Genomic DNA, 26197 nt, shown 5'->3' on the forward strand with positions numbered 1-26197 from the left:
TTAAAAATTACTCTTAATTAAAAGCAATTTATAAGTAAGATTAAGATAGAATATAAGACTATTTTATAATTTTTTAAGGAAAAATCAAATGAAAAGAACTTATCAGCCACACGGCACTCCAAGAAAGCGCACCCATGGTTTTCGCGTTCGCATGAGAACTAAAAATGGTCGTAAGATAATCAATGCAAGACGTTTTAAAGGTAGAAAAAGACTCGCTGTGTGAAAAATCTTGATAAATTAAGTACAAATGAGGAATTTTCTTCTGTATATAAAATAGGTAAAAAATGGCATTGCGAGGGAGCAGTCATTTTTTATCTTAGTAGTTATGAAAAAAAAATAGCAGTTGTTGCTAGTAAAAAAGTTGGAAAAGCAGTGGTTAGAAATCGTTCAAAGCGAGTATTAAGATCTTTATTTGCTAAATTCGAAAAATATCTTCAAAATGGTAAATATATTTTTGTAGCTAAAAATGAAATCACTGAGCTTTCTTTTTCCAGATTGGAAAAAAGTCTAAAATGGGGATTGAAAAAACTAGAATGTTTCAAATAATATGCCTAAAAATACTCCGTTTTTATCAGAAATTTTTAAGTCCTTTAAAACCCCCTGTTTGCAGATATTATCCTAGTTGTTCTGAATATGCTTTTTGGCAATTTCAAAAAAAGAATTTTTTTCTAGCTTTTCTTTTTGCTTTTTTTAGAATTTTAAGATGCAACCCCTTTTTTAAAGGTGGATTTGACTATCCTAAGGTTTATAAAAAATTTCATTTTAAAAATTTATGTTTTAAACCTATGTTTTTAGCACAAAAACAACTTTGTTTTTTATATATACCTTATAAAAATAAAAGTTTTTATCTTGTAAAAATTATCTTTAAAAGGACAAATTAGTGAATCAAGCAAATAATATTTTTCAGCAAAAGCGTATACTTTTAGCGGTTGTGATTTCTTTTTTATTTTTTGTTGTGTATGATTATTTTTTCATACCTAAAAATCCTATTAAAATTGAGCAAAACATTACGCAAAATAGTTCTAAATCTCTTAATTTAGCTCCTAATGCTACAGCAGATATTAGCACTACAAGCATTGCAACAAAAAATATCATAGCAAATGTTAAAAGCAAGCATTTTCAAGCCGAAATTGACTCTTTAGGTCGTATTGTAAATTTTTATCTTAAAGATAAAAAATATCAAAATGAAAATGGGGAATTTATTAATCTTATTCCTAAGCAAAGTTCTTTATATCCTTTAGAATTACGTTTTAGTGATTTTACTCTTAATCAAGAAGCTTTCAATACAGCTTATCAAGCTGATAAAAAAGAATTATTTGTTGATGATAATACAAGCCAAACTCTTCATCTAACCCAAAGATTATCGCAATTAGTCGTAGAAAAAACCCTTGTTTTTTATCCTCAAGGCAATTATGAAATAAAGATTAAGCTAAGTAAAGATGCGCATTATTTCATTAGCCCAGGTTATCGTCCTGATATTGCAATAGATAGCTATACTGTACATGGTGCTTTAGTTATGGATAATAAAGAGAGTATCCATACTTATGAAGATGAAAAAGTTGATAAAGATGAAAACATTAAAAATGCTTTGTTGGTTTCAGCTTTTGATAGATATTATACGACTTTTTTTTATAACTTTGAAAAGCCTTTAAATGCTATCATAAGCAAGGATGAGAAAGAAAATCCTTTAGCTTTTGTTTCAAGTACAAATGAATTTCATGCCGGTGCTTATATAGGTTCTAAGGAGCATGTGATTTTAAGGGTTATAGATCCGCGTCTTGAAGCTGTTGTAGAGTATGGCTGGTTTACTTTCATTGCTAAGCCTATGTTTGAGTTTTTGAATTTTTTACATCAGTATATAGGAAATTGGGGTTGGGCTATAGTAGTGATGACTTTGATTGTACGTATTATTCTTTTTCCATTGACTTATAAATCAATGATTTCTATGAATAAGCTTAAAGATCTTGCACCAAAAATGAAAGAAATTAAAGAACGCTATAAGGGTGAGCCTCAAAAAATGAATATGCATATGATGGAGCTTTATAAAAAACACGGTGCTAATCCTATGAGTGGCTGCTTGCCTATACTTTTGCAAATTCCTATATTTTTTGCAATTTATCGGGTTTTACTCAATGCTATTGAATTAAAAGCGGCACCTTGGGCATTTTGGATACATGATTTATCTATAATGGATCCTTATTTTATTTTACCGATTTTAATGGGCGTAACTATGTTTGTACAACAGCTTATTACGCCTATGACAATACAAGATCCTATGCAAGCTAAAATTATGAAATTTTTACCAGTTATTTTTACTTTTTTCTTTATTACTTTCCCTGCAGGGCTTACGCTTTATTGGTTTATAAATAATCTTTGTTCTTTGGTGCAACAATGGGTGATTAATAAAATGTTTGCTAAAGAGCATCACAAAAAAACAAATGGAGTAAAAAAATGAAAATTGAAGCCATGGATCTTCAAAGTGCTTTAACTGAAGCTTCAAGGAATTTAGAATGTTCTGTGATGGATTTAGAATATGAAATCATACAACATCCAAGGAAAGGTTTTTTAGGGTTTGGTAGGAGAAAAGCTATTATAGAAGCTACAATGAAAAAAAGAATTTTGAAAAAAAATCCTAAAAAGGATTTTATGGCTTTTAAAAATAATAAAATCGATCAATTAGAAAATAATCAAAATGATAAAATCGAAATAAAAAATGAAAATTTTTCTATTCAAAAAGAAAAATATGAGATTAAAAATGATGCAATTTTTGATAGTTTTCATCGTGCTAGCGAACAATTACGCGATACTCAACAGATCTTAGAACAAATCCGCATCCAGCTTGTAAAACTTTTAGAAAGTTCGCAATTTAAAATCGAGCTTAAAGAGCTTAAAATGTACAATCAAGAATGTGTTTTTATCCATTTAGATGGAGAAGATGCTGCTTTAATGATAGGTAAAGAAGCTCATCGTTATAAAGCAATCTCGTATCTTTTGCACAATTGGATCAATTTAAAATATAATCTTTTAGTGCGTCTTGAAATCGCACAATTTTTAGAAAATCAAATTCAAAGCATGCAGTTTTATTTACAAAGCGTGATTAAAAAAATAAAAATCACCGGACGTGGACAAACCAAGCCTTTAGATGGGGTTTTGATCAAAATTGCTTTAGAGCAATTAAGACTTGAATTTCCAGACAAATATGTAGGTATTAAGCAAAACAATGATCAAAGATTTGTTGTGATCAATGATTTTTTGAAAAAAGATGAGTGATACTATAGCAGCTGTTGCTACAGCACATGGCGTGGGTTCGATTTCTATTGTAAGGTTAAGTGGAGAACAAGCCTTAAAGTTTGCTTTAAAATTGATTAAAAAAAAATGCCTCATTCCTCGTCAAGCTACCTTTGCAAAACTTTTTAATCAAAAAAATGAAATTATAGATGAAGCCATTGTGATTTATTTTAAGGCCCCTTTTAGTTTCACAGGTGAAGATATAGTAGAGTTTCAAACACATGGCGGTTTTAGTGTGAGTGAAATTTTACTTGAAGAGCTTGTTTATTTGGGTGCAAGACTTGCTTTAGCAGGAGAATTTAGCAAAAGAGCCTGTTTAAATGGAAAAATGACTCCTTTAAAAGCTTTAAGTATACAAGATCTTATACTTTCAAAATCCGCACTTGCTGCAAAAATTATTGCTCGCAATATGCAAGGAAGCTTAGGAAAGCTTTTAGAAAAAATCCGCAAAGATTTGGTAAAAACTTTAGCCTTTGTTGAAACAAGCATTGATTATGCAGAGGATGATTTGCCTATTGATTTATTAAATCAAATTCATACTATGTGTGAGGAAAATTCCAAAATTTTAAAAGAAATTTACACCCTGTCTCAAAGCAAGAAAGGTTTGATTGAAGGTTTTAAAATTGCTATTGTAGGCAAACCAAATGTGGGAAAATCTTCTCTTTTAAATGCTTTGCTTTCCTATGAAAGGGCTATTGTTTCAGATATTGCAGGTACTACACGCGATACTATAGAAGAGAGTTTTAAACTTGGTACGCATTTATTACGCATTGTTGATACTGCTGGTATAAGAGAAAGTAAGGATATTATAGAACAAAGAGGCGTTGAGTTAAGTAAAAAAAGTTTAGAAGATGCAGATCTTATTTTAGCTGTTTTTGACGCTTCAAGAAAAGAAGATGAAGAAGATGAAAAAATCTTTGATTTATTAGAAAAAAGCGATAAAAAGATCTTTTGGATTTTAAATAAAAATGATTTAGAAAATGTTTTTGAAAATACTCAAAAAAAAGATTTTATTAATTTAAGTGCTTGTGGTGATATTGCTTTGTTAAAAAAGCAATTGCAGGCTTATCTTGATTCTTTTGATAGTGAGGGTATTATGGTGAGTTCTTTAGATCTTCTTAATGCTTGTAAGATAGCAAGTGAAGCTATTTTAAGATCAAAAGAACTTTTAAGAGAAAATTCTTTAGAATTATTTGCTTTTGAATTGAATTTAGCGATAAAGGAGCTTGCAAGATTTACTAAAGATTTTCAAAGAAATGAAATTTTAGACGAAATGTTTAGTAATTTTTGCTTAGGAAAATGAAAGGATGAAATTATGGATAAAGAAACGATAAAATCACACAAACTTAGTGAAGAAGAATACGCACAGATTTTAAAAATTTTAGGACGTGAGCCTAATTTGCTTGAACTTGGTGTGATTTCTGCTATGTGGAGTGAGCATTGTTCTTATAAATCCAGTAAAAAATATCTTAAAGATTTTCCCACTAAAGCCCCTTGGGTAATCCAAGGACCAGGTGAAAATGCAGGGGTTATTGATATAGGTAAGGGTATGGCAGCTGTTTTTAAAGTAGAAAGCCATAATCATCCTAGTTTTATTGAACCTTTTGCAGGTGCGGCCACCGGTGTAGGTGGGATTTTACGCGATGTTTTTACTATGGGTGCTAGAGTGGTTGCAGGACTTAATTCTTTAAAATTTGGGGATATTTATGATAAAAAATGCGGTCATTATCAAAAATACCTTGTTAAAGGGGTTGTGAGTGGAATTTCTCATTATGGAAATTGTATGGGGGTGCCTACTGTTGGTGGAGAATGTGCTTTTGATGAATGTTTTAATGGTAATATTTTAGTCAATGCCTTTGCTTTAGGGGTTTGTAAGAGTGAAGATATTTTTTATGCTAAGGCACAAGGTGTAGGAAATCCTGTTATTTATGTAGGGTCAAAAACAGGTCGTGATGGTTTAGGCGGTGCTGTTATGGCAAGTGATAGTTTTAATCAAGCAAGTAAAACTTTAAGACCTACGGTGCAAATAGGTGATCCTTTCAGCGAAAAACTTTTAATGGAAGCTTGTTTAGAGCTTTTTAAAACAGATTATATTATAGGTATCCAAGACATGGGTGCGGCTGGGCTTAGTTCGAGTTCTTTTGAAATGGCAGGTAGAAGTGGCAGTGGTATGAAGCTTTTTTTAGATAAAACCCCTATGCGTGAAAGTGGTATGACGCCTTATGAATTAATGCTTAGCGAATCTCAAGAAAGAATGTTAATTTGTGCTAAAAAAGGCTATGAAGATAAAGTTATAGAAATTTTTAAAAAATGGGATTTAGATGCTGTAGTCATAGGTGAAGTTACCAATACAGGCCAAATGGAATTATTTTGGCATGGTGAGCTTGTAGGGCTTATTCCTATTGAACCTTTAAGTGAGAAAGCACCTGTTTTAAGCCGTCCTTTAAACAAACCAAAATATCTAGATGAAATTAAAGATTATAGTTTTGAGTTGAAATTAAATGCACAAGATCTTTTCGTGCAGATGTTAAAAAATGAAAATGTAAATAATAAGGCTTTTATTTATGATCAATTTGATTCTAGTGTACAAACTAATACGATTAAAGCAGATGGAAGCTTAGGTGCAAGTGTGATTCGCATCAAAGAAAATGGTGCGAGTGTGGCAATGGCTATAGAATGTAATTCTCGTTTTAATTATATAGATCCTAAAATCGGTGCGGCTTTAGCTGTTGCAGCTGCAGGTAGGAAGGTTGCTTGTAGTGGGGCTAAACCCTTAGCAATAAGCGATTGTTTAAATTATGGCAATCCGCAAAATCCTGAAGTGATGTGGCAATTTAGCCAGGCTTGTGAGGGTATAAAGCAAGCTTGTAAAGAATTAAATACACCTGTGGTTAGTGGCAATGTTTCTTTTTATAATGAAACTGAGGGAGTAAGTATTCATCCAAGTCCAACTATAGTTAATGTGGGTGTATTAGAGGATGCAAATAAAACTTTAAAAGCAAGTTTTGAAAAAGAAAATTTAAATATTTATCTTTTGGGCGAGAGTTTTGGAGAATTTGGGGCTTCTTTGGCTATGAAAATACAGGATAGAAAGCTTGGAGGCACTCTTAAGGAATTAGATTATAAAGCCGAGCTTGCACTTTGGAATTTGCTTTATAATGCTAATGAAAAAGCTTTGCTTGAATGTGCTAATAGTGTAGGTATAGGTGGTATTGCTATAACCTTAGCTAAAATGTGTGCCATTTCTCAAATGGGTGTGGATATAAAAAGCGGTTTTAAAGATGAAAAAATGATTTTTGATGAGAGTTCAAGTCGTGCCATAGTAGCACTTGATAAAACAAAAGAACAAGAATTTTTGAGTTTGATTGAAGAATTTGGAGTAAAGGCTTATAAATTAGGTTTTACTACCAATAAACAGCAATTTAAACTTGATAATATTAGTTTGGATAAAGATGAGCTTGATAGGCTTTATTTTAATAGTTTTAAAGAACAAATTCAATGACTGTAATTTTAATTATACTTGCAATTTTAGCCTTTTATTGGTATTACAAAACCTGGGCAAAACAAGATCTCTTTAAATCAGCTAGAAGTGGAGCTAAGGCTTTTGCACGTGGGGTTTTAGAAGAGAGGATGGATGAGTTTAAAAGGCGTATGAATTATTATGTCATTGCACTTTTAGCAAAGATTGCAAAAAGTGATGGTAGGGTAAGTCAAAATGAAGCTAATATGATAAAAGATCTTTTAGATGCTAATGCTAAAGATGACAAAGAAAGGGCTTTTTTAAAGGCGAGTTTTAATGAACATAAAGAAGATCTAAGCAATGCTTTTTATGTTGCTAAAGACTTTTTAAAAGAAGTTCCTTTGCCTAAAAATGAGCGTTTTAATGTCTTACGCGTGCTTGTATTTATGGCTTTGATTGATGTAGATTTTAATGCTAAAAAGCGTGAAATTTTAGAGCAAATTGCAAGGGCTTTTGACATAGCAAAAAGCGATTTAGATGCTTTTATTCTTAATCTTTCTAATTTAAAAAGTACACAAAAAGAACTTACTTTAGATGAGGCTTATAGAATTTTAGAACTTCAAAACGATGCTGATTTAAATACTGTGAAAAAGCAATATAGGTTTTTAGCTAAAAAATACCATCCTGATATTTTAAATGCTAATAATGTTAGTGAAGAAGAGCTTAAAAAAGGTGTGCAAAAATTCCAAAAAATTAATGAAGCTTATGAAAAAATTAAAAAACATTTAGAGAGGTAAAAATGAGAGCATTATTGAGTGTAAGCGATAAAGAAGGCATAGCAGAATTTGCTAAAGAGCTTGAAAAATTAGGTTTTGAAATACTTTCAACAGGAGGTACTTTCAAGCTTTTAAAAGATGAGGGAATAAAAGCCATTGAAGTGAGTGATTTTACCCAAAACCCAGAGCTTTTTCAAGGACGAGTTAAAACCTTGCATCCTAAAATTCATGGTGGGATTTTATACCAAAGATTTAATCAAAATCATGTAAAACAAGCAAAAGAAAATGAAATTTTAAGCATTGATTTAGTTTGTGTGAATTTATATCCATTTAAAAAAACCACTATTATGAGTGATAACTTTGATGAAATCATTGAAAATATCGATATAGGTGGACCTGCCATGATAAGAAGTGCAGCTAAAAACTATAAAGATGTTATAGTTATTTGTGATCCTCTTGATTATAAAGAAGTTGTTAGTGTTTTGAAAAAAGGCGAAAATAATGAGAAATTTCGCTTGAATTTGATGATAAAAGCTTATGAACATACAGCAAATTATGATGCTTATATAGCAAATTATATGAATGAATGCTTTCATTTAGGTTTTGGTAAGAGTAAGTTTATAGTAGGGCAAAAAGTATGCGATACTAAATACGGAGAAAACCCACATCAAAAAGGGGCTTTATATGAATTTGATGCTTTTTTTAGTACAAATTTTAAAGTTCTTAAGGGTGAAGTTAGTTTTAATAATCTTATTGATATTAATGCGGCTTTGAATTTGGCAAGTAGTTTTGGTAAAGATCCTGCAGTTGCTATAATTAAGCATGCAAATCCTTGTGGTTTTGCTATAAAAGAAAATTTAATACAAAGTTATATTGATGCTTTAAAATGTGATAGCATTAGTGCTTATGGAGGTGTGCTTGCTATAAATGGTACTCTTGATGAAGCTTTAGCACAAAAGATCAATGAAAACTATATGGAAGTCATCTTAGCTGCTAATGTCGATCCTCAAGCCTTAAAAGTATTTGAAAATAAAAAAAGGATTAAAATTTTCACTCAAGAAAACCCTTATTTAATGCGTAGTTTTGATAAATATGATTTTAAGCATATTGATGGGGGTTTTGTGTATCAAAATAGTGATGAGCTTGATGAAGAAGAAATTAAAAATGCTAAATTAATGTCGCAAAGGCAAGCAAGCAAGCAAGAGTTAAAAGATCTTCAAATTGCTATGAAAATTGCTGCATTTACCAAATCAAATAATGTAGTTTATGTAAAAAATGGTGCTATGCTTGCTATTGGCATGGGTATGACAAGCAGAATTGATGCGGCTAAAGCAGCTATTACTAAGGCTAAAGCAATGGGACTTGATTTACAAGATTGTGTTTTAGCAAGCGAGGCGTTTTTTCCATTTAGAGATAGTATAGATGAGGCTAGCAAAGTAGGGGTAAAAGCTATAATACAACCAGGAGGCAGTATAAGAGATGATGAAGTTATAAAAGCTGCAAATGAGTATGGTATGGCACTTTATTTTACAGGTGTGAGGCATTTTTTACATTAATTATAAAAAGAGGTATTTTGTAAGTTTTTTAAAAGAATGATTTGTAAATTAATTTAAAAAATAAAAAATGAAGAATTTTTAAAATTCTAATTAAACTTGTAAATGAGTTAAAACTAGTGTGTCATAATCTTAAAAACAAAATTCATTAACTTTTAATTTAAAGGAATGCAATGAAAAAAATGTTTCAAATAGCTTTAAGTGCAGTTTTTTTAGCCGCTTGTTCTAATAGCTCTACTTCTTTGATCCTAAATTCTAAGTCAGATAAAGAACTTACGCAAAATCACCTTTTTAAAATAGAAAAAATCATAGTAAATGGTAAAACTTATGATCCTAAAAACGCAGAAGAAAGTCCAAATATTACCTTTGAAAATAATAAATTTTATGGTTATGCAGGATGCAATCGTTTTTTTGGTTCTTATCAAAATAGTGGTGATATTTTGCAAATTGAAGGTGATCGTGTAGCTTCAACTCAAATGCTTTGTCATCCTTTAGATGTGATGGATTTTGAAAATTCTTTTCTTTCGAATTTTAAAGGGACTTTTCAAATTTCTGATGAAAACGGTAAGCTTGTCTTAAGTAATGATGAGATGAAAATCTTTTTCCAATAAAAAGTTAGAAAATTAAGACAAAGATTTTAAATTGGATTAAATTCTAAAAAAGATGCAATTTTTATCAAAAAAGGAATTTAAATGATAAAATCAATTCCTGAGTGGAGTGAGCAAGAGTATTTAATCCTTGCTTTGCCTCATGCAAAAAGTGATTGGAATCTGTATTTAGATGAAATTTTGTGTAGTTATAAAGAATTTATAAAAGCGGTTAGCCCTTTCCAAAAGATCTTGCTTATAGCTCCTCATGAAAGCGATTTCGAAATTTTTAAAGACTTTTATAATGTTGAATTTTTTAAATGCGACACAAACGATACTTGGATACGTGATTTTGGTGCTATAGATGTCTTAGAAAATGGTCGTTTGCAAGCACTTGATTTTACTTTTAATGCTTGGGGTAATAAATTCCAAAGTGAACTTGATAATGCTGTGAATTCTAAACTTTTTAAGGAAAAATTCCATGAAAAACTTAAAAAGATTGATTTGGTTTTAGAAGGCGGTAGTATTGATTTTAATGGTGATGGTGTTATGCTTACAAGTTCACATTGTCTTTTAAATAAAAATAGAAATTCTCATTTAAGTAAAAGTCAAATTGATAAAAAATTAAAAGAAATTTTTGGTTTAAGGCAAATCATTTGGCTAGAAAATGGTTTTATAAGAGGCGATGATACTGATCATCACATTGATACTTTAGCAAGGTTTATTAATAAAAATACCATAGCCCATTGTATTTGTGAAGAAGAACAAGATGAGCATTATTTACCCTTACAAAAAATGAAAGAAGAGCTTGAAAAGACTGGGTTTGAATTATTAGAACTTCCTTTGCCTAAGCCTTTGTATTATCAAAAGCGAAGGCTTGGAGCTACTTATGCTAATTTTGTTTTTGTCAATGGGGCTTTAATTGTGCCTTTTTATAAGGATGAAAATGATGCCATTGTCCTTAAAAGGCTTGCTAAGGCCTTGCCAGATTATAAGCTTATAGGAGTAGATGCAAGGGTGTTTTTGCGTCAAAATGGATCTTTGCATTGTTCTTGCCAAAATCGTTTTAAGGGTTTAAGATGAGTTTGCAAAAAAAAGCAACGCTTATAGCTAGTTTGTGTGCTATTGTTTTAGCTTTAATTAAATTTATGGTAGGTTTAGCAAGTGGTTCTGTCGCGGTGCTTTCAAGTGCTATAGATTCTTTGATGGATTTTGCTATTTCTGCTTTTAATTTTTTAGCACTTAAAAAAAGTTCTCAAAAGGCTAATGAGAATTATAATTTTGGCTTTTCTAAAATTGAAGCTTTGATGGGTTTATTAGAGGGTGTTTTTATTGTAGGAGTTGGAGTTTTTATTTTTTATGAAAGTATTTTAAAAATTTATAATAAAGAAGAAATTAAAGATTTAAATTTAAGTATTTATGTGATGATTTTTGCACTTTTGGTAACTTTTTTTCTTGTGCTTTTTTTAAATCATGTAGCTAAAAAAACTCAAAGCTTGATCATACAAAGCGATGCCTTGCATTATAAAACAGATTGTTTGAGTAATGCTTGCACTTTGGGATCTTTGATTTTGATATATTTTACAAATTTACATATCATTGATGCGATTTTTGGTATAGTTATTAGCCTTTATACAGCATTTTCTGCTTTTAAAATCATTAAAAAAGCTTTGGCTTTTTTAATGGATCAAGCTTTGTCTAAAGATCAAGTGGATAGAATTTGTGCTTTAATTGCTAGCAATCATGAAGTTATTTCTTATCATGATTTAAAAACTCGTAAAACTCCAAATTGCAATTATTTAAGCGTGCATTTGGTTTTTTGCCCTATAATTTCGCTTTTAAATGCCCATAAAATTTCAGATGATATAGAAAATGGTATTCGTAAAATGTTTCATGATGAAAAATGGGAAATACAAATTCATTTAGATCCTTATGATGATGAAGAGCAAGAAAGGCAAAGACAATGAAAATTGCTTTAATACAACAAAAATTCCACATTAATAAAGAAAAAACTATAAAAAAAACATGCCAATTAATACAACAAGCTGTTGAACAAGGTGCTGAACTCATTTGTCTGGGAGAACTTCATCAAAGTGAGTATTTTTGTCAAAGTGAAAATGTAGATTTTTTTGATTATGCAAAGGATTATGAAAAGGATGTGCAATTTTGGTCAAGCGTGGCAAAAAAATATGGTGTGGTATTATTAAGTTCTCTTTTTGAAAAACGGAGTGCAGGGATTTATCACAATACAGCAGTGGTTTTTGAAAAAGATGGACTGATAGCAGGAAAATATCGTAAAATGCATATACCTGATGATCCTTGTTTTTATGAGAAATTTTATTTTACCCCTGGGGATTTGGGTTTTGAACCTATAAATACGAGTTTGGGCAAACTTGGTGTGCTAATTTGTTGGGATCAGTGGTACCCTGAAGCAGCAAGAATAATGGCTTTAAAAGGAGCTGAAATTCTTATTTATCCTACAGCAATTGGATGGTTTGATAAGGATGAAGCCGAAGAAAAACAAAGACAATTAAATGCTTGGCTTGGGGTGCAAAAAGGACATGCTATTGCTAATGGTTTGCATGTTGTAGCTGTTAATAGAGTAGGTTTTGAAAAAGATGCAAGTGGGGTAGAAGAGGGCATAAGATTTTGGGGGAATTCTTTTGTTTTTGGACCTCAAGGTGAAGAACTTTGTCTTTTAGATAGTGAAAATGAATGTGTTAAAATTGTTAAAATAGATAAGCAAAGAAGCGAAAAAGTGCGTCAATGGTGGCCTTTTTTACGGGATAGGCGTATAGAATATTTTAAAGATTTGACAAAAAGATTTATCGATTAAGATAAATCTTTTTTGTTTTGAATATTTTTAAGATAATTGCTTATTTTTTCTTTTTCTTGTTCGCTTAAGCGGATAAAGCTTATTTCTTGAACCCTTGATAAAAGTAAATTTTCTTCTAAAATATCTTCTTTACCTATTTCTAAGCTTGTGATAGCGCTAGAGCTTATAAGTAGTCTTTGTGTGGTGCCTTTTTTTAAACCCCATATATCATGGATGACTATATTGTTTTGATCGATTTTTCCAGCATAAAGCATGATATGTCCTGGCAGATAAAGCAAGCTTAAATAAGCTTTTCCAAAGCGAGAAAGAAAGTCTTTTTTTTGCGTATTATTTAAAGTGCTTATATTAAAATGTGCAAAAGAGTTTTTTTGTGCGGCTGAATTTCTTGGTAAATAAAGTCCAAAAGCTGAAAAAATATCGCGCGTAAGCAAAGAACAATCTCTTTCAAAATTATATCCACCCCAACCATAAGGTAAATTAAGAATTTCAGAGATTTGGCTTTTTAAATTTTGATCGTTAAATTGTAAGGGGAATTTGGTAGCGTTGTTTTTTGATATTTTATATTTTTTAGAGCCTATTTTTCCATAAAAATAATTTTTATCTTCTTTATAATAAGGATAAATAGCACCAATTCTGCTTTCAAAGAAAAAATTATTATCATTGCTTAATACAGCTAATTTTTCTTTTAAAGGAGTGATGAAATTAAGATTTTCATAGATTTTGCTTCTATACTCAGAAAAAATTTCTAAATCCTTGCTTTCTACAAAACCCACTCCAGCTTCGCTTAATATGAAAGCATAGCGCTTGTCTTTGCTAAAGTGTGAAATTAAAACGGGAGTGCCGATATTTAAAACACTGTCGCTTGCATAATCAAAAGGAATGCCTTCGTTTTCTAAAAAAGGATCTTTTAAAATAGCTCTTTGAGTAGGAAGATTTTTAGAAATAGTATTTTCAATGATTAAGGCTTTTTGATTTAATTTGCCTAAATCTTTAATGTTTGCATTGTCTATTGTATTTTCAAACCAAGCTTTAGGAATGATTTGTTTATTAAAAAAATAATAGGTATTTTGTGAATTTAAATATAAAGGAAAAGACCAAAAAAGATTTTCTTTTTTATGGTTTTTGAACGAATCATGCCAAGGGCTGAAAAAACGTTTTTTATATTGTTTTGCATCAAAATTGATATTTTGAGTAAGTTGAGGCAAAATACTTACATTTTGTTGAAATTCTAATTTTGCATAGTGAGAGTTTTCTTGCTGCAATTTTGGAATTTCATGAGAGGATGAGTCTAGATTGTGAGTTGAACAAGCCGTTAAAAACAATGCTAGTAAACTAAAATATAAAGAAAATTTCATAATTAACCTTTTAGAAAATAATAGTTATAATTAAACCCAAGGAAATATAATGCTTGATAAACTGAAAAAAAATTTAGTATATAATAATGTTTTTTTAAGCGGTGGCGCTGGAGTAGGTAAAAGTTTTTTAACCAATGAACTTATACGATCTTATAGAAAAGAAAAAAAATCTGTTGTAGCTCTTGGTTCTAGTGCTCTTTCAGCGTTTAATATAGGTGGAATTACTTTGCATAGTTTTTTTTGCCTAGGTTATTGTGAAGATGCTTTGCAATTAAGTGTGCTTGATCGCAGTCAAAAACAAAAAGATAAATTAGCAAAACTTAAGAAAGTTTTAAAAACAACCGATCTCATTATCATAGATGAAATTTCTATGGTGAGTGCTAATGTTTTTGAAATGTTAGGTTTTAGGCTTAAAAATTCTCAATTTAATGGGAAAATTTTAGTGGTTGGGGATTTTTTTCAATTACCTCCTGTGATTAAAAAGAAAAAACAAAGTCTTTTTAGCAATTCTTATTATGCTTTTTCATCCTTTTTTTGGAAGGATTTGAATTTTAAAAACCTTATGCTTTCTCAATCTAAAAGGACTCAAAATATAGAATTTTATAATAATTTATCTTTAATCAGACAAGGTTTTTTGGATGAAACAATTTTAAATTTTTTCCAATCTTTGCAAGTAGATTACAAACAATTACAAAATTTAGAAGATGATTATATTTTACTTTGTGGTATCAATAAAAAAGTCAATTATATTAATAAAGAAAAATTAAATCGTCTTTGTACTCCTCTTGTATGTTTAAAAGCTGAAATTAAAAAAGAAGATAAGGTAAAAGATGAAGAACTTCTTTTTTGGGTTAAAAGCTTAAATATTTTAGAAGAATTAAATCTTAAAATAGGTGCTCGTATTATTTTTTGCGTGAATAATTGGGATAAAAATTATTATAATGGAGAACAAGGAGTGGTTCAAGATATTATTAATGAAGAAGGAAAAATTTATATTAATATTATGAAAAACAATGGGATTGAAATTTTGCTTGAACCTTACACTTTTTTTATGCAAGAATTAGAACAATCAGGAAAGGATTTATTTATTAAAACTCTTGCAAGTGTTACTCAATTTCCTATAAAATTAGCCTATGCTATTACTATACATAAATCGCAAGGTATGAGTATAGAAAAACTAGTTTGTGATATTGATCATATTTTTGAAAACGGACAGCTTTATGTAGCCCTTTCACGTTCTATAAATCCTAATACATTAAAAATTTATTCTCAAAAAAGGATTGATTTTAGACTTTATTTTGCTAATATTTTAAAAATAGATTCTAGTGTGATTGAATTTTATAAAAGACATGATTTTGTAGATCTTCAAATACAAGAATAAATCATTTATTTTAAGGTATTTTAATGAAAAAAATATTTTTAAGTGTTTGTTTGGTTTTAGCTTTAAATGCTCAAAATCTTCAAATAGATAAAATAAGAACAGATCTTTATTCTAAAAACGGTTCAAATGTGCTTAAAAAGATTGAAATTTCTTTAGAATTTGTTGGAAATGACTTAGAAGAAAACAAGCTTATCGATGCTACAAATACAGTTATTTCGGGGTTTTTTTATGAAGATATTTTTACAGAACTTGGTAAAGATAATTTTAAAAAGATTTTAGAGAAATTCTTAGATAAAAAATATAAAATCAAATTAGAAGATATCTATATTTTATCTTTAAATACAGTAGAAAAGTTTGATTTAGAGGAATTTAAACGTTTTTTACAAAGCACAGAGGTTGAAGAAAAAAATAAAAATGATGAAACTAAAGCACTCAAAGATTTAAAATCGCCCCAAATTCCTCATTCTCCTAGTGAGAAAGAATCTAAACAAATAGATCAACTTTTTAAAGATGTTGATGAAGAAAATGAAAACAATAAAGAAGAAATCAATTTGCACAATTTAAATATACCTAGAATGACTTTTAATTTAGATGAGAAAATGAAACAAGACTTAATCGCTAAACTCTTGCAAATTTTTGAAGAAAATAATATAAGCAAATCCGAATTGTCATCTCCAATAAACCATGAGTTGGAGCTTGATTAAAATCATTAGACTTAGCGGATGATGTCGTAATTTTGTGGAATTTTTGCTTGAAAAATATTAGCTTTAATAGGCGGATTTTTAATTTGCTTGCTTAATTTGATAGTGACTTTATTTTGAAATTCATCTTCATAAGATATGCTTTGAATTTGATCTTGATATAATGTGATTGTATAGTTTATATTTTCATATTTTGCTATGAGTTTATCTTTATCTAGATATTTGGCTTTTTTAAAAATTTCATTAAGATTAGGAAGATTTTGAAGATGAGAGAAAATCACTTGTTCAAGATCATGTTCTATGATAATGATTTGATTTTTGTTGATGTAAATTTCTTTTTTACTAGGTGTATCATAACTCCAATATGCTTGATTTTTGTTAAATATAAAATGTCCTGAGTAAGAAAGTATGGAGTTTTTAGATTTTATAGTCTGAGTAAAATCACTAGAAAATGTATTAAAATCAAGATCTAAGGCTAAAAGCTTTGCTATAAAAATAAAAAGCATGAAAAATATTTTTTTCATTTATTCCCTTAAAAATTATATTTTTTATATCATTCTAGCTAATTTTAATTAAATAATCGTTATAATGATAGCTTGAAAAATTTATAAAAGGTTTAAAAATGTTTTTAAATACCTTAAAAGCCGTATTTGGCACAAAAAATGATCGAGAGGTAAAAAAATATTTCAAGCGTGTAGCACAAATTAACGCTTTAGAAAGCAAATATCAAAATTTAAGTGATGAGGAGTTAAAAATCGCTTTTGCAAATTTTAAAGAGCAAATTATAAAGGGCGAAAAAAACGAAAACGAACTTTTAAATGATGTTTTTGCTATAGTAAGAGAAACAAGCAAAAGAACCTTAAATATGCGTCATTTTGATGTGCAATTAATCGGTGGTATGGTTTTGCATGATGGTAAAATTGCAGAAATGAAAACAGGAGAGGGTAAGACCCTTGTTGCTACTTTGCCTGTTGTTTTAAATGCTATGAGTGGCAAAGGGGTGCATGTGGTTACAGTGAATGATTATTTGGCTAAAAGAGATGCTGAGCAAATGAGTGCTATTTATAATTTTTTAGGTTTTAGTGTGGGTGTAGTGCTTTCATCTCAAAATAGCGATTTAGAGCATAAGCAAGCTTATAATTGCGATATTACTTATGGGACTAATAATGAATTTGGTTTTGATTATTTACGCGATAATATGAAATTTTCAAAAGCTGAAAAAGTCCAAAGAGAACATAATTTTGTTATTGTTGATGAAGTTGATAGTATTTTAATTGATGAGGCAAGAACCCCACTTATCATTAGTGGTCCTACAAATCGCACCTTAGATGGATATATTAAGGCTGATGAAGTAGCCAGACAAATGCAAAAAGCCCAAGCAGTCTTGCCACCAGCAAAACCTGAAGGTGATTTTGTAGTAGATGAAAAAAATCGTAGTATTTTAATCACAGAAGCAGGTATTGCAAAAGCTGAAAGGCTTTTTGGTGTGGATAATTTATACAGTCTTGACAATGCTATTTTAGCCCATCAGCTTGATCAGGCCTTAAAAGCGCATAATCTTTTTGAAAAAGATGTGCACTATGTTTTAAGAGCTAATGAAGTTGTTATTGTTGATGAATTTACGGGGCGTTTGAGTGAAGGGCGGCGTTTTAGTGAAGGTTTGCATCAAGCCTTAGAAGCTAAAGAAAGGGTCAAAATCCAAGAAGAAAGTCAAACTTTAGCCGATATAACTTTTCAAAATTATTTTAGAATGTATAATAAATTAGCAGGTATGACAGGGACAGCACAAACTGAAGCTACAGAATTTTCTCAAATTTATAATTTAGATGTTATTTCTATTCCTACAAATATTCCTATTAAAAGACAAGATAAAGATGATCTTATTTATAAAACTCAAAATGAAAAATTTAAAGCTGTTATTGAAGAAATAAAAAAAGCCAATGCCAAAGGACAGCCTGTGCTTGTAGGGACTGCGAGTATAGAGCGGAGCGAAGTGTTTCATAATATGCTTGTAAAAGAAAAAATTCCCCATCATGTTTTAAATGCGAAAAATCATGAGCAAGAAGCTTTAATCATTCAAGATGCAGGTAAAAAAGGAGCCGTCACTATTGCTACAAACATGGCAGGGCGTGGTGTGGATATTAAAATCGATGATGAAATTAGAGCCTTAGGTGGGCTTTATATCATAGGTACAGAAAGACATGAAAGCCGTCGCATTGATAATCAATTGCGTGGTCGTGCGGGTAGACAAGGGGATCCGGGTGTGAGTCGCTTTTATCTTAGTTTAGAAGACAATCTTTTAAGAATTTTTGGCGGTGAACGCATTAAAACAATTATGGATCGTTTAGGAATACAAGAAGGCGAAAGCATAGAATCAAGAATTGTTACAAGAGCAGTTGAAAATGCACAAAAAAAGGTTGAAAGTTTGCATTTTGAAAGCAGGAAGCATTTATTAGAATATGATGATGTGGCAAATGAACAAAGAAAAACCATTTATCGTTACCGCAATGAGCTTTTGGATGAAAATTACGATATTAGAGCGAAAATTTCACAAAATATAGCTGAATATAGTGCAAATGTAATGAGTGATTATATTTCTGATGAACATGCAAGCAATATTAATTTTGAAAATTTACAAGCTAAAATTTTATATGAGTGTTCTACTCAAATCAATGAAGATGATTTTAAAGATTTAAGCATTATCCAAATACAAGATAAATTAAGTCAAATTCTTGAAAACTCTTATAATGATAAAATGTCAAGGCTTGATTTAAAACAATTGCGCAATATAGAGCGTATTTTGTATTTACAGGTTTTAGACAATGCTTGGCGTGAGCATTTGTATCAAATGGATATTTTAAAAACAGGAATAGGTTTGCGCGGATACAATCAAAAAGATCCCCTCGTAGAATATAAAAAAGAAAGCTATAATCTTTTCTTAGAGCTTGTAAATCGTATTAAATTTGATAGCATTAAACTTCTTTTTAGTGTACAATTTACCCAAGAAGAAGTGCAAAATTTAGAAAATAAAGCCAATCAAGAAAATGAAAGATTGTTTGAAAATTCTGTAGAGTTAGGATCTAATGAAGATAGACTTGGTGAAGCTGAATTTAAAAAAGTTCCTCGTAATGCCCCTTGTCCTTGTGGAAGTGGTAAAAAATTTAAAGAATGCCATGGAAAAAGTGGTCCTAAACAAGGTATTTTAGCTTGAAAAAAAGCATTTTAAAATATTTGCTTTTTAAATATTTAAGATTTGATAAAAAACAGCCTTTTATCAATCTTTCCATGCTTTTAGCTTTTTTAGGTGTTTGCGTGGGACTTTGTGTTTTACTTGTAGCTATGGCTATTATGAATGGTTTTGATAAGGAATTTGAAAAACGTTTTTTTATAATGAATTATCCTATTACTGTTTTACCTAAATTCTATGCTTTAGTTGATGATGATTTTGTAAAAGATTTAAGAAAAACATTTCCTGATTTACTTTTTAGCCCTTATATTAGCACTCAAGTAGTGGTTAAAGCAGAGGATCGTTTTGAAGGTGGTGTGCTTTTTGGAGTGCATTTTAATGATGAAAAAAAGATCAATGAAGTGTTTGCTAAGGCTTTAAAAGATGAAAATTTAAGTGGATTTGATATTCTCATAGGAAGTGAACTTGTTAATGAATTTGGTTTTAGAAAAAATGATAAATTGTCTTTGATCTTTTCAAATTTTAATCCTAATGGATTTTCTTTAATACCTCAAAGCAAACGTTTTAATATTAAGGCATATTTTACCTCAGGGCTTGCTTTTTATGATAAAGTTTATATGTATACTGATGTTGATGCTTTAAGAAAAGTGCTTGGAATGTCTCAAAATTCAAATTACAATGGGGTTCATGTCTATAGTAATGATGCTTTTAAAGATGCCCAAAAATTACAATCTTATTTGCAAAAAGATTATTTAGTAATAGGCTGGTGGGAGCAAAATAAAAATTTTTTTTCGGCTTTAAAGCTTGAAAAACGTGCTCTTTTTATAGTTTTAATGCTTATTATTTTAGTAGCAAGTTTAAATATAGTCAGTTCTTTGCTTATGATTGTAATGAATCGTCGTAATGAAATCGCACTTTTGCTTGCTTTAGGAGCTAGCAAAACAGAAATAAAAAAGACTTTTTTTGCCTTAGGTATGTTAATAGGTAGTAGCGGTATGATAGTAGGGATTGTGCTTGCTTTTGTAGCTTTATGGTTATTGGGTAATTTTGATATTATTAGCCTTCCTAGTGATGTTTATGGTACAAGCAAATTGCCTCTTGATTTGTCTATAATAGATTTTTCTTTAACTATTATTGGTGCTTTAATAATAATAGCTTTATCTTCTTTTTATCCAGCAAAAAAAGCAACACAAATAGATGTTTTAGAAACTTTAAGAAATGAATAGATGCTTAAACTGTTTTTCACTTTTTAGATCCTTTTTAAAATGATTCAATAAAGATACGAAAATTAACTTTTTATATTGTATTTTTCTAAACAATCTTGACAAATAAAGCTAATTGTGGCATAATCACATTTTTATTTTTTAAAATGTCTCGTTAGCTCAGCTGGTAGAGCATCTCCCTTTTAAGGAGGGGGCCGTTGGTTCGAATCCAACACGGGACACCATATTATAGGGTTATGACCCTTTCGTCTAGTGGCCCAGGACAACACTCTCTCTGTGTGGAAACAGAGGTTCAAATCCTCTAGGGGTCGCCAAAATTAGGTCGCTTAGCTCAGTTGGTAGAGCGCCACCCTTACAAGGTGGATGTCATAAGTTCGAGTCTTATAGCGACCACCATAAAAATGGATAAATTTTCTTCTTTACTTTGATGCAGCGGTAGTTCAGCTGGTTAGAATGCCGCCCTGTCACGGCGGAGGTCGCGGGTTCGAGCCCCGTCCGCTGCGCCATTTTTGTCTCGTTAGCTCAGCTGGTAGAGCATCTCCCTTTTAAGGAGGGGGCCGTTGGTTCGAATCCAACACGGGACACCATGTTTATAAGCTTGAGAGTACTTCAGAATGATGTTTTGTTTGGAAATAAAGCTTTAAATTAGGTCGCTTAGCTCAGTTGGTAGAGCGCCACCCTTACAAGGTGGATGTCATAAGTTCGAGTCTTATAGCGACCACCATAAAAATGGATAAATTTTCTTCTTTACTTTGAGTGCAGCGGTAGTTCAGCTGGTTAGAATGCCGCCCTGTCACGGCGGAGGTCGCGGGTTCGAGCCCCGTCCGCTGCGCCATTTATTAACAAGATAAGATCATTTACAATAAAGATTAAAAATAAGGAAAAAAATGTTTATCATTGGACATAAATTATTGAAAAATTCAGATTTTTCTTTTATTACAAAAAGAGAAGAAATTAAAGAAAAAAAGATTTATTGTATGGTTTATGATGAAAAATTGATTGCTTATTTGAAAGATTGTCATTTTGAATTTGCTATTTTAGTGCAAAATAAAGATGAAATATTTCTAGGTAATGCTTTGGGAGCGAAATTTTTGATTTTTGAGGACATAAAACTTGCCAAATTTGCAAGTGAGGTTGCAGAGTTTTATATCTTTGATAGTAGAATTTTGATGCTTGTTAATAGCTTAGAAAATTTTGAACAATTTTATAAATTAAAACTTGATGGAGTAATTTTAAAAAATATTATTTCTAATTTTTCTGAATTTAAAAATAAATAAGCAAATCTAGTTTGGATTATAATAAAATCCAAACTAAAATCGGTATAGAAATAAAAGCAAAAAGTACTCCAAAAGCTACAGCACTCACAGCTAAATTACTATCTAGTTTTGCTTTCATTATTATAGCTGCTGTTAAGGTCATAGTAGGAGTTGCACTTTCTATAATTGCAACTATGGCAGAGGTATTTAATTTAAATCCAAATAGTTTTAAACAGCAAATAAAAATTATCGGAGTTAAAATCATTTTTGCAAAGATAACAAGGATTGTAGGCTTGTAAGCTGTTTTTATAGCCATAAAACCAAGCCCTAAACCTATAGCAAAAAGTGCTAAAGGAGTTGCTGTTCCTCCAAATAAACGTATAGGCGTGAAAATAAAATCAGGCAAGGTAATGAATTTACATAAAAAACCAAAAAATAAAGCCAAAAAAGGAGGGAAAGTAAGAATTTTTTTAATATGAACTGCTAAATTGACTTTTTTGCCATTTCCTAAAGAAAGTATAAAAGGCCCAAAAAGAGAAATAGGCAAGGTTGTAGCTAAAGCATCATAAAGTATAACTTCTGCGCTAAATTGCGGATCTTCAAAAATTCCTGTGATAATAGGCATGCCTAAGAAAATAGTATTTCCAAAACAAGAAAGTAAAAACATGCTAATTAAAGTAGCTTTAGAAAAATTGCATATTTTTCCAATGATAAGGACTAAGCATCCTGAAAATATGCAACTAAAAAAACCTATAAAAATTAAAATTATCAATGAAAAATCAAAATTTAAATGATAAGCTTTATCAAAAATTAAACAAGGTAGAGCAAAAGCAACAGTAAAATCCAAAAAAGTTCTGGCTTGTTTTTGTTTTAAAACACCTGTTTTTTTTGCGAAATAACCCCCTGCAAGTAAAACAAAAATTGTAAATAATGGTAGAAAAATAAACACTTTTCATCCTTCTTTAAAGATGATTTTAAAATGGATAGAATTATAATCTTTATAGTTAAAAAAAATCTTAAATATTCTTAAGTTTTATAAAAATATTGTTGTAGATTTGAAGGATAAACTTAGCTATTGATATTTTGAGTTTTTAGGATTTATCAATCAAAGATTTTAAATTATTATAATGTTTTTTACTAGATTTATAAAAATGTATTAGAAGATTTTATAAAAAATATTTTATTTGAAAGATAAGTATTATGGTGCGGTTAGCGAGATTCGAACTCGCACACGCGGAGCGCACCACCCCCTCAAGATGGCGTGTCTACCAATTCCACCATAACCGCAATCAAAATAAAGCCTAAAAAGGCTTTTTAAATCATTGTACAACTATAAAAGGATTTGCATAAAGTACTATAAGTGCAATAACAAGAGCATAAATAACTTGTGCTTCTATCATTGCTAAAGCAATAAACATTGTTGTCATCAGTTTGGCTCCAAGACCTGGATTTCTAGCAGTTCCTGCTATAGTTGCTGCTGCGGTATTTCCCATACCAATAGCACCACCAAGTGCTGCAACGCCAAGACCTAAGCCCGCTGCAAGAACTGAAAATGCTTTAATCCATACGTTAATAGCTTCTTGTTCTACTGGAGTATTTGTTTCACTTGCGAAAACTACTGCTGTGCATGCTAATAATAAAAAAACTAATTTTTTCATTATTTAAACCTTTCTTTAAAATATTGATAAATTATTTTTAATTTTTAAATCAGTTCGGCTTGCGTATCCCTACTTAAGATTTAAAAATGAATTAAAATAATAGCTAAAACTATCTTTATTTTTATTGAAATTTACAAAATTTCACATTTTTGAATAAAATTGCTTTGTTTTTAATAAAGGTTAAAACTTTTTTTGCTTTAATAATATTTTAAAATAATTTTTTATGAAATAAGGTTGTCACATTGGATTCTAAATTTTCAAAAATAGGTTTTGTTCTAGCAGTGGCGGGATCTGCTGTAGGATTAGGTAATGCTTGGAAATTTCCGACATTAGTAGGGCAAAGTGGAGGATCAGCTTTTATTTTACTTTATATTATGCTTACCTTAGGTGTAGGCTTTGTTATATTTTTGGCTGAGTTAAGTATTGGTAAGATTAGTGAAAAAGATCCTGTAAATGCTTATGAAAGATTAGCACCTTCAAATAAAAAGGCTTGGTCTTGCGTGGGTTTTACAATGATAGGAGCGATTTTAATTGTTTCTTTTTACATTTTGGTTATTGCTTGGATACTTAAGTATGCTTTTTTAAGTGTAAGTGGAGCTTTGCCTATGGATTTGCAAGCAAGCAAAGCACAATTTGGAATTTTAACAAGTGAAGATTTCATCAGTCAATTTATTTGTTTTACTTTGGTTTTTTTCAGTGTTTTTTATATAGTTTCTAAGGGTGTTAAAAATGGTATTGAAAAATTAAATATTTGGATGATGCCTTCTTTGTTTATTTTATTGCTTTTAATGCTTATTTATGCTATAAGTAAAGAAGGTTTTATGATGGCGACTCGTTTTCTTTTTATACCTGATTTTTCTAAGATTCATATTTCTAATATTCTTGAGGCTTTAGGACTTGCATTTTTTAGTCTTTCTTTGGGTGTTGGAACTATTATTACTTATTCTGCGAGTTTGCCCGATAGGACTAATTTTATCACTAGTACTTTAAATATTATTTTTATCAATCTTTTAGTGGGTTTATTAATGGGTTTGGTGGTTTTTACTTTTATTTTTGAATTTGGCTATGATCCTAATCAAGAAGGCCCCGGACTTGTTTTTATTTCTTTAGCAACTTTATTTGAAAAACTTGGAGTCATGGGTCATGTTTTTGGAGCTGCATTTTTTATTTCTTTGATTTTTGCAGGTATTACTTCAGCTATTTCTATGGTAGAGCCTTTTGCTTTTTATCTTATTAATACTTTTAATATGAGTCGTAAAAAAGCTGTGATTTTAATAGCTATTATTGTTTATATTTTAGGAATGCTATGTATTTTATCTTCTTTAAAAGATACACAATTTCATATTTTTGGAGTAAGTTTTTTTGATTTTCTTGATAGTATTTCAAGTAAAATTATCATGCCTTTGGGTGGAATTTTAGCTTCTATATTTGTGGGTTTTATCATGAAAAAAGAAGCTTTAAAAATTTTATTTGAACCTTATATGAAAGGTCTATTTTTTGAGCTTTGGTATGTATTTTTAAGGTTTATTTCTCCTTTGGCTGTAGTTGTGGTTATGATAGTTGCATTATTAAAGTGAATTAAAAAGACTATGAGAACATATTTTTCAAAAATAGGTTTTATTTTAGCTGTTGCTGGAGGAGCTATAGGCTTAGGCAATGCTTGGAAATTCCCTACTTTAAGTGCGGAAAATGGGGGTTTTATTTTTGTGCTTTTATATTTATTTTTTACTTTAAGCATAGGTTTTAGTATTTTTTTAGCTGAAGTAGCTATGGGACGTTTGAGTAAAAGTGATTTGGCTAATGCTTATTCAAGTCTTGCTATAAGTCATGGCAAAAGATGGCGTTATGCTGGGATTTTCATGCTAGGTGGGATTTTTGTTCTTTCTTTTTATTTGGTCATTATGGGATGGGTTTTAAAATACACTTTAAGCAGTCTTTATTATCTTCCTAAAAGCTTAGAAGAAGCAAAGATTAATTTTCATACTTTAATCAGCAGTGATTTATCAAGTTCTGCTTTTTTCTTTATTTTATCTTTTTTTCTTACTTTGTTTATTGTGTCTAAAGGTTTGATTAAAGGCATTGAAAAGTTAAATCTTATTATTATGCCTATTTTGTTTTTAATGCTTCTTTTTATGTTGTTTTATTGCATGAGTTTTCAAAAGAGTTTTGCAAGAGCATTTTCTTATCTTTTTTATCCTAATATTTTGTATTTTAAATTAAGTTCCATTGCAGAAGCTTTAGGGCTTGCATTTTTTACTTTGTGTTTGGGTATAGGTTGTATAGTTACTTATTCTGCTGCATTAAATAAAAAGACTAATTTTATTAGAAGTTCTGTATATATTGTTTTGATTAATTTATTTATTTCTTTTATTATGGGGATTATTGTTTTTACTTTCATTTTCGAATTTGGAACTCATCCTTATACTGAAGGTGCTGGCATTGTTTTTATCTCTTTAATAAGTTTGTTTAATCAACTTGGAACTTTAGGGCATGGTTTAGCATTTTGCTTTTTTTTAGCACTTTTTTTTGCAGGTATTACTTCAGCTATTTCTATGATAGAGCCTTTAACTTCTTATATGATTAATAATTATAAAATTTCTCGTCTTAAGGCTTTGTTTTTTATAGGATTTTTTGTTTTTGTTTTAGGTAACGCTTGTATTTTGTCTTTAAATTCTGATTTTTCGTCTATGCTGAGTTTTTTTGGTAAAGATTTTTTTACTTTATTAGACAAAGTTACTTCTAATTTTTTATTACCTCTTGGGGCTATAGTAAGTTCTATATTTGTGGGTTTTTTTATGGATCAAAAAAAGATTTATAAGATTTTCTCTCAATTTATAAGCAGAGAAATTTTTCTAGTTTGGCTGTTTTTTATCCGTTTTATATCCCCTGTGGCGATAATTTTGGTAATGTGTTATCAAATTTTTGTATAATAAAAA

At 30.0% G+C, this 26197-nt stretch carries 24 protein-coding genes and 8 tRNA genes; 27 read left to right on the forward strand and 5 right to left on the reverse strand.

Annotated features, from left to right (window positions below; all coding sequences use genetic code 11):
• The first annotated feature begins 88 nt into the window (after positions 1-88).
• From rpmH to GRQ01_RS05090, 13 genes are all read left to right on the forward strand, one after another.
• Entirely contained in the window at positions 89-223 is a 135-nt protein-coding gene (gene rpmH, locus GRQ01_RS05030) for a 50S ribosomal protein L34 (RefSeq protein ID WP_158334724.1), read from the forward strand.
• Complete coding sequence (gene rnpA / locus GRQ01_RS05035) at positions 220-546, forward strand: ribonuclease P protein component (protein ID WP_203121226.1); 327 nt, start codon at positions 220-222, stop codon at positions 544-546. The genes rpmH and rnpA overlap by 4 nt, the downstream gene beginning before the upstream one ends.
• On the forward strand, positions 543-881 hold the full coding sequence (gene yidD / locus GRQ01_RS05040) for a membrane protein insertion efficiency factor YidD (RefSeq protein WP_203121234.1): 339 nt from the start codon (positions 543-545) through the stop codon (positions 879-881). Before rnpA ends, yidD begins: the two co-directional genes overlap by 4 nt.
• Entirely contained in the window at positions 881-2455 is a 1575-nt protein-coding gene (yidC, locus tag GRQ01_RS05045; protein WP_203121228.1) for a membrane protein insertase YidC, read from the forward strand. The genes yidD and yidC overlap by 1 nt, the downstream gene beginning before the upstream one ends.
• Positions 2452-3270, forward strand: coding sequence for a Jag N-terminal domain-containing protein (locus GRQ01_RS05050; protein WP_158334725.1), 819 nt, complete (start codon positions 2452-2454; stop codon positions 3268-3270). Before yidC ends, GRQ01_RS05050 begins: the two co-directional genes overlap by 4 nt.
• Positions 3263-4591, forward strand: a complete 1329-nt coding sequence (gene mnmE / locus GRQ01_RS05055; protein ID WP_158334726.1) for a tRNA uridine-5-carboxymethylaminomethyl(34) synthesis GTPase MnmE — start codon at positions 3263-3265, stop codon at positions 4589-4591. Before GRQ01_RS05050 ends, mnmE begins: the two co-directional genes overlap by 8 nt.
• A gap of 12 nt (positions 4592-4603) precedes the next feature.
• A complete protein-coding gene (gene purL, locus GRQ01_RS05060; protein ID WP_158334727.1) occupies positions 4604-6790 on the forward strand; it encodes a phosphoribosylformylglycinamidine synthase subunit PurL in 2187 nt (728 codons plus the stop codon).
• A complete protein-coding gene (locus GRQ01_RS05065; protein WP_158334728.1) occupies positions 6787-7545 on the forward strand; it encodes a J domain-containing protein in 759 nt (252 codons plus the stop codon). The genes purL and GRQ01_RS05065 overlap by 4 nt, the downstream gene beginning before the upstream one ends.
• Before the next feature lie 2 nt (positions 7546-7547).
• On the forward strand, positions 7548-9080 hold the full coding sequence (gene purH, locus GRQ01_RS05070) for a bifunctional phosphoribosylaminoimidazolecarboxamide formyltransferase/IMP cyclohydrolase (protein WP_158334729.1): 1533 nt from the start codon (positions 7548-7550) through the stop codon (positions 9078-9080).
• Between the two features lie 170 nt (positions 9081-9250).
• Entirely contained in the window at positions 9251-9688 is a 438-nt protein-coding gene (locus GRQ01_RS05075; RefSeq protein WP_158334730.1) for an META domain-containing protein, read from the forward strand.
• An 81-nt stretch (positions 9689-9769) separates the two neighbouring features.
• On the forward strand, positions 9770-10747 hold the full coding sequence (locus tag GRQ01_RS05080) for an agmatine deiminase family protein (RefSeq protein WP_158334731.1): 978 nt from the start codon (positions 9770-9772) through the stop codon (positions 10745-10747).
• Positions 10744-11631 (forward strand): cation diffusion facilitator family transporter, encoded by an 888-nt coding sequence (locus tag GRQ01_RS05085; protein WP_158334732.1) that lies wholly within the window; start codon positions 10744-10746, stop codon positions 11629-11631. The genes GRQ01_RS05080 and GRQ01_RS05085 overlap by 4 nt, the downstream gene beginning before the upstream one ends.
• Complete coding sequence (locus GRQ01_RS05090; protein ID WP_158334733.1) at positions 11628-12500, forward strand: N-carbamoylputrescine amidohydrolase; 873 nt, start codon at positions 11628-11630, stop codon at positions 12498-12500. Before GRQ01_RS05085 ends, GRQ01_RS05090 begins: the two co-directional genes overlap by 4 nt.
• On the opposite strand, the gene GRQ01_RS05095 is transcribed toward GRQ01_RS05090, so the two are convergent.
• Positions 12497-13855, reverse strand: a complete 1359-nt coding sequence (locus GRQ01_RS05095; RefSeq protein ID WP_158334734.1) for an SH3 domain-containing C40 family peptidase — start codon at positions 13853-13855, stop codon at positions 12497-12499. The genes GRQ01_RS05090 and GRQ01_RS05095 overlap by 4 nt on opposite strands.
• A 49-nt stretch (positions 13856-13904) precedes the next feature.
• Between GRQ01_RS05095 and GRQ01_RS05100 the strand changes: the two genes are divergently transcribed.
• Both GRQ01_RS05100 and GRQ01_RS05105 read left to right on the forward strand, forming a co-directional pair.
• Entirely contained in the window at positions 13905-15236 is a 1332-nt protein-coding gene (locus GRQ01_RS05100) for an ATP-dependent DNA helicase (RefSeq protein WP_158334735.1), read from the forward strand.
• Between the two features lie 23 nt (positions 15237-15259).
• The gene (locus GRQ01_RS05105) at positions 15260-15940 is read left to right on the forward strand and encodes a hypothetical protein (protein WP_158334736.1); all 681 of its coding nucleotides are present in this window, start codon (positions 15260-15262) and stop codon (positions 15938-15940) included.
• A gap of 11 nt (positions 15941-15951) precedes the next feature.
• Here GRQ01_RS05105 and lolA read toward each other — a convergent pair whose 3' ends face one another.
• Positions 15952-16461 carry a LolA-like outer membrane lipoprotein chaperone gene (gene lolA, locus GRQ01_RS05110; RefSeq protein WP_158334737.1) on the reverse strand — a complete coding sequence of 170 codons (510 nt, stop codon included), beginning with the start codon at positions 16459-16461 and terminating at the stop codon, positions 15952-15954.
• Between the two features lie 98 nt (positions 16462-16559).
• Between lolA and secA the strand changes: the two genes are divergently transcribed.
• The 10 genes from secA to GRQ01_RS05160 all read left to right on the forward strand — a co-directional run bounded on the left by secA (position 16560) and on the right by GRQ01_RS05160 (position 21624).
• Positions 16560-19148, forward strand: coding sequence for a preprotein translocase subunit SecA (gene secA, locus GRQ01_RS05115; RefSeq protein WP_158334738.1), 2589 nt, complete (start codon positions 16560-16562; stop codon positions 19146-19148).
• Positions 19145-20350 carry an ABC transporter permease gene (locus GRQ01_RS05120; RefSeq protein WP_158334740.1) on the forward strand — a complete coding sequence of 402 codons (1206 nt, stop codon included), beginning with the start codon at positions 19145-19147 and terminating at the stop codon, positions 20348-20350. The genes secA and GRQ01_RS05120 overlap by 4 nt, the downstream gene beginning before the upstream one ends.
• A 145-nt stretch (positions 20351-20495) precedes the next feature.
• A tRNA-Lys gene (locus GRQ01_RS05125) sits at positions 20496-20571 on the forward strand.
• A 14-nt stretch (positions 20572-20585) separates the two neighbouring features.
• Positions 20586-20661, forward strand: a tRNA-Arg gene (locus tag GRQ01_RS05130).
• A 6-nt stretch (positions 20662-20667) separates the two neighbouring features.
• Positions 20668-20743, forward strand: a tRNA-Val gene (locus tag GRQ01_RS05135).
• A 33-nt stretch (positions 20744-20776) separates the two neighbouring features.
• Positions 20777-20853, forward strand: a tRNA-Asp gene (locus GRQ01_RS05140).
• A 5-nt stretch (positions 20854-20858) separates the two neighbouring features.
• Positions 20859-20934, forward strand: a tRNA-Lys gene (locus GRQ01_RS05145).
• A gap of 61 nt (positions 20935-20995) precedes the next feature.
• Positions 20996-21071 (forward strand) — tRNA-Val (locus GRQ01_RS05150).
• 34 nt (positions 21072-21105) lie between these two features.
• Positions 21106-21182: transfer RNA gene (locus tag GRQ01_RS05155), tRNA-Asp, on the forward strand.
• Positions 21183-21234: 52 nt separating this feature from the next.
• On the forward strand, positions 21235-21624 hold the full coding sequence (locus tag GRQ01_RS05160) for a hypothetical protein (RefSeq protein WP_158334741.1): 390 nt from the start codon (positions 21235-21237) through the stop codon (positions 21622-21624).
• A 16-nt stretch (positions 21625-21640) separates the two neighbouring features.
• Here GRQ01_RS05160 and GRQ01_RS05165 read toward each other — a convergent pair whose 3' ends face one another.
• The 3 genes from GRQ01_RS05165 to GRQ01_RS05175 all read right to left on the reverse strand — a co-directional run bounded on the left by GRQ01_RS05165 (position 21641) and on the right by GRQ01_RS05175 (position 23261).
• Positions 21641-22552 (reverse strand): AEC family transporter, encoded by a 912-nt coding sequence (locus GRQ01_RS05165; RefSeq protein ID WP_203121231.1) that lies wholly within the window; start codon positions 22550-22552, stop codon positions 21641-21643.
• 252 nt (positions 22553-22804) lie between these two features.
• Positions 22805-22890: transfer RNA gene (locus tag GRQ01_RS05170), tRNA-Leu, on the reverse strand.
• 32 nt (positions 22891-22922) lie between these two features.
• A complete protein-coding gene (locus tag GRQ01_RS05175) occupies positions 22923-23261 on the reverse strand; it encodes a F0F1 ATP synthase subunit C (protein WP_158334743.1) in 339 nt (112 codons plus the stop codon).
• A gap of 242 nt (positions 23262-23503) precedes the next feature.
• On the opposite strand from GRQ01_RS05175, the gene GRQ01_RS05180 reads away from it, so the two are divergent.
• On the forward strand, positions 23504-24838 hold the full coding sequence (locus GRQ01_RS05180; protein ID WP_158334745.1) for a sodium-dependent transporter: 1335 nt from the start codon (positions 23504-23506) through the stop codon (positions 24836-24838).
• Between the two features lie 12 nt (positions 24839-24850).
• Entirely contained in the window at positions 24851-26191 is a 1341-nt protein-coding gene (locus tag GRQ01_RS05185) for a sodium-dependent transporter (RefSeq protein WP_158334746.1), read from the forward strand.
• Positions 26192-26197 lie beyond the last annotated feature (6 nt).

Source organism: Campylobacter bilis (assembly GCF_016806695.1).
In the GTDB taxonomy this organism is placed as follows: Bacteria; Campylobacterota; Campylobacteria; order Campylobacterales; family Campylobacteraceae; genus Campylobacter_D; species Campylobacter_D bilis.

What these genes read in the sequence shown, in the direction of transcription:
- lolA (WP_158334737.1), bottom strand. Translation starts at nt 16,461, where the DNA reads ATGAAAAAAATATTTTTCATGCTTTTTATTTTTATAGCAAAGCTTTTA.
- GRQ01_RS05175 (WP_158334743.1), bottom strand. Translation starts at nt 23,261, where the DNA reads ATGAAAAAATTAGTTTTTTTATTATTAGCATGCACAGCAGTAGTTTTC.
- GRQ01_RS05085 (WP_158334732.1), top strand. Translation starts at nt 10,744, where the DNA reads ATGAGTTTGCAAAAAAAAGCAACGCTTATAGCTAGTTTGTGTGCTATT.
- GRQ01_RS05185 (WP_158334746.1), top strand. Translation starts at nt 24,851, where the DNA reads ATGAGAACATATTTTTCAAAAATAGGTTTTATTTTAGCTGTTGCTGGA.
- GRQ01_RS05050 (WP_158334725.1), top strand. Translation starts at nt 2,452, where the DNA reads ATGAAAATTGAAGCCATGGATCTTCAAAGTGCTTTAACTGAAGCTTCA.
- GRQ01_RS05080 (WP_158334731.1), top strand. Translation starts at nt 9,770, where the DNA reads ATGATAAAATCAATTCCTGAGTGGAGTGAGCAAGAGTATTTAATCCTT.
- GRQ01_RS05095 (WP_158334734.1), bottom strand. Translation starts at nt 13,855, where the DNA reads ATGAAATTTTCTTTATATTTTAGTTTACTAGCATTGTTTTTAACGGCT.
- GRQ01_RS05090 (WP_158334733.1), top strand. Translation starts at nt 11,628, where the DNA reads ATGAAAATTGCTTTAATACAACAAAAATTCCACATTAATAAAGAAAAA.
- GRQ01_RS05075 (WP_158334730.1), top strand. Translation starts at nt 9,251, where the DNA reads ATGAAAAAAATGTTTCAAATAGCTTTAAGTGCAGTTTTTTTAGCCGCT.
- purL (WP_158334727.1), top strand. Translation starts at nt 4,604, where the DNA reads ATGGATAAAGAAACGATAAAATCACACAAACTTAGTGAAGAAGAATAC.
- purH (WP_158334729.1), top strand. Translation starts at nt 7,548, where the DNA reads ATGAGAGCATTATTGAGTGTAAGCGATAAAGAAGGCATAGCAGAATTT.
- secA (WP_158334738.1), top strand. Translation starts at nt 16,560, where the DNA reads ATGTTTTTAAATACCTTAAAAGCCGTATTTGGCACAAAAAATGATCGA.
- GRQ01_RS05105 (WP_158334736.1), top strand. Translation starts at nt 15,260, where the DNA reads ATGAAAAAAATATTTTTAAGTGTTTGTTTGGTTTTAGCTTTAAATGCT.
- mnmE (WP_158334726.1), top strand. Translation starts at nt 3,263, where the DNA reads ATGAGTGATACTATAGCAGCTGTTGCTACAGCACATGGCGTGGGTTCG.
- rpmH (WP_158334724.1), top strand. Translation starts at nt 89, where the DNA reads ATGAAAAGAACTTATCAGCCACACGGCACTCCAAGAAAGCGCACCCAT.
- GRQ01_RS05065 (WP_158334728.1), top strand. Translation starts at nt 6,787, where the DNA reads ATGACTGTAATTTTAATTATACTTGCAATTTTAGCCTTTTATTGGTAT.
- GRQ01_RS05160 (WP_158334741.1), top strand. Translation starts at nt 21,235, where the DNA reads ATGTTTATCATTGGACATAAATTATTGAAAAATTCAGATTTTTCTTTT.
- GRQ01_RS05100 (WP_158334735.1), top strand. Translation starts at nt 13,905, where the DNA reads ATGCTTGATAAACTGAAAAAAAATTTAGTATATAATAATGTTTTTTTA.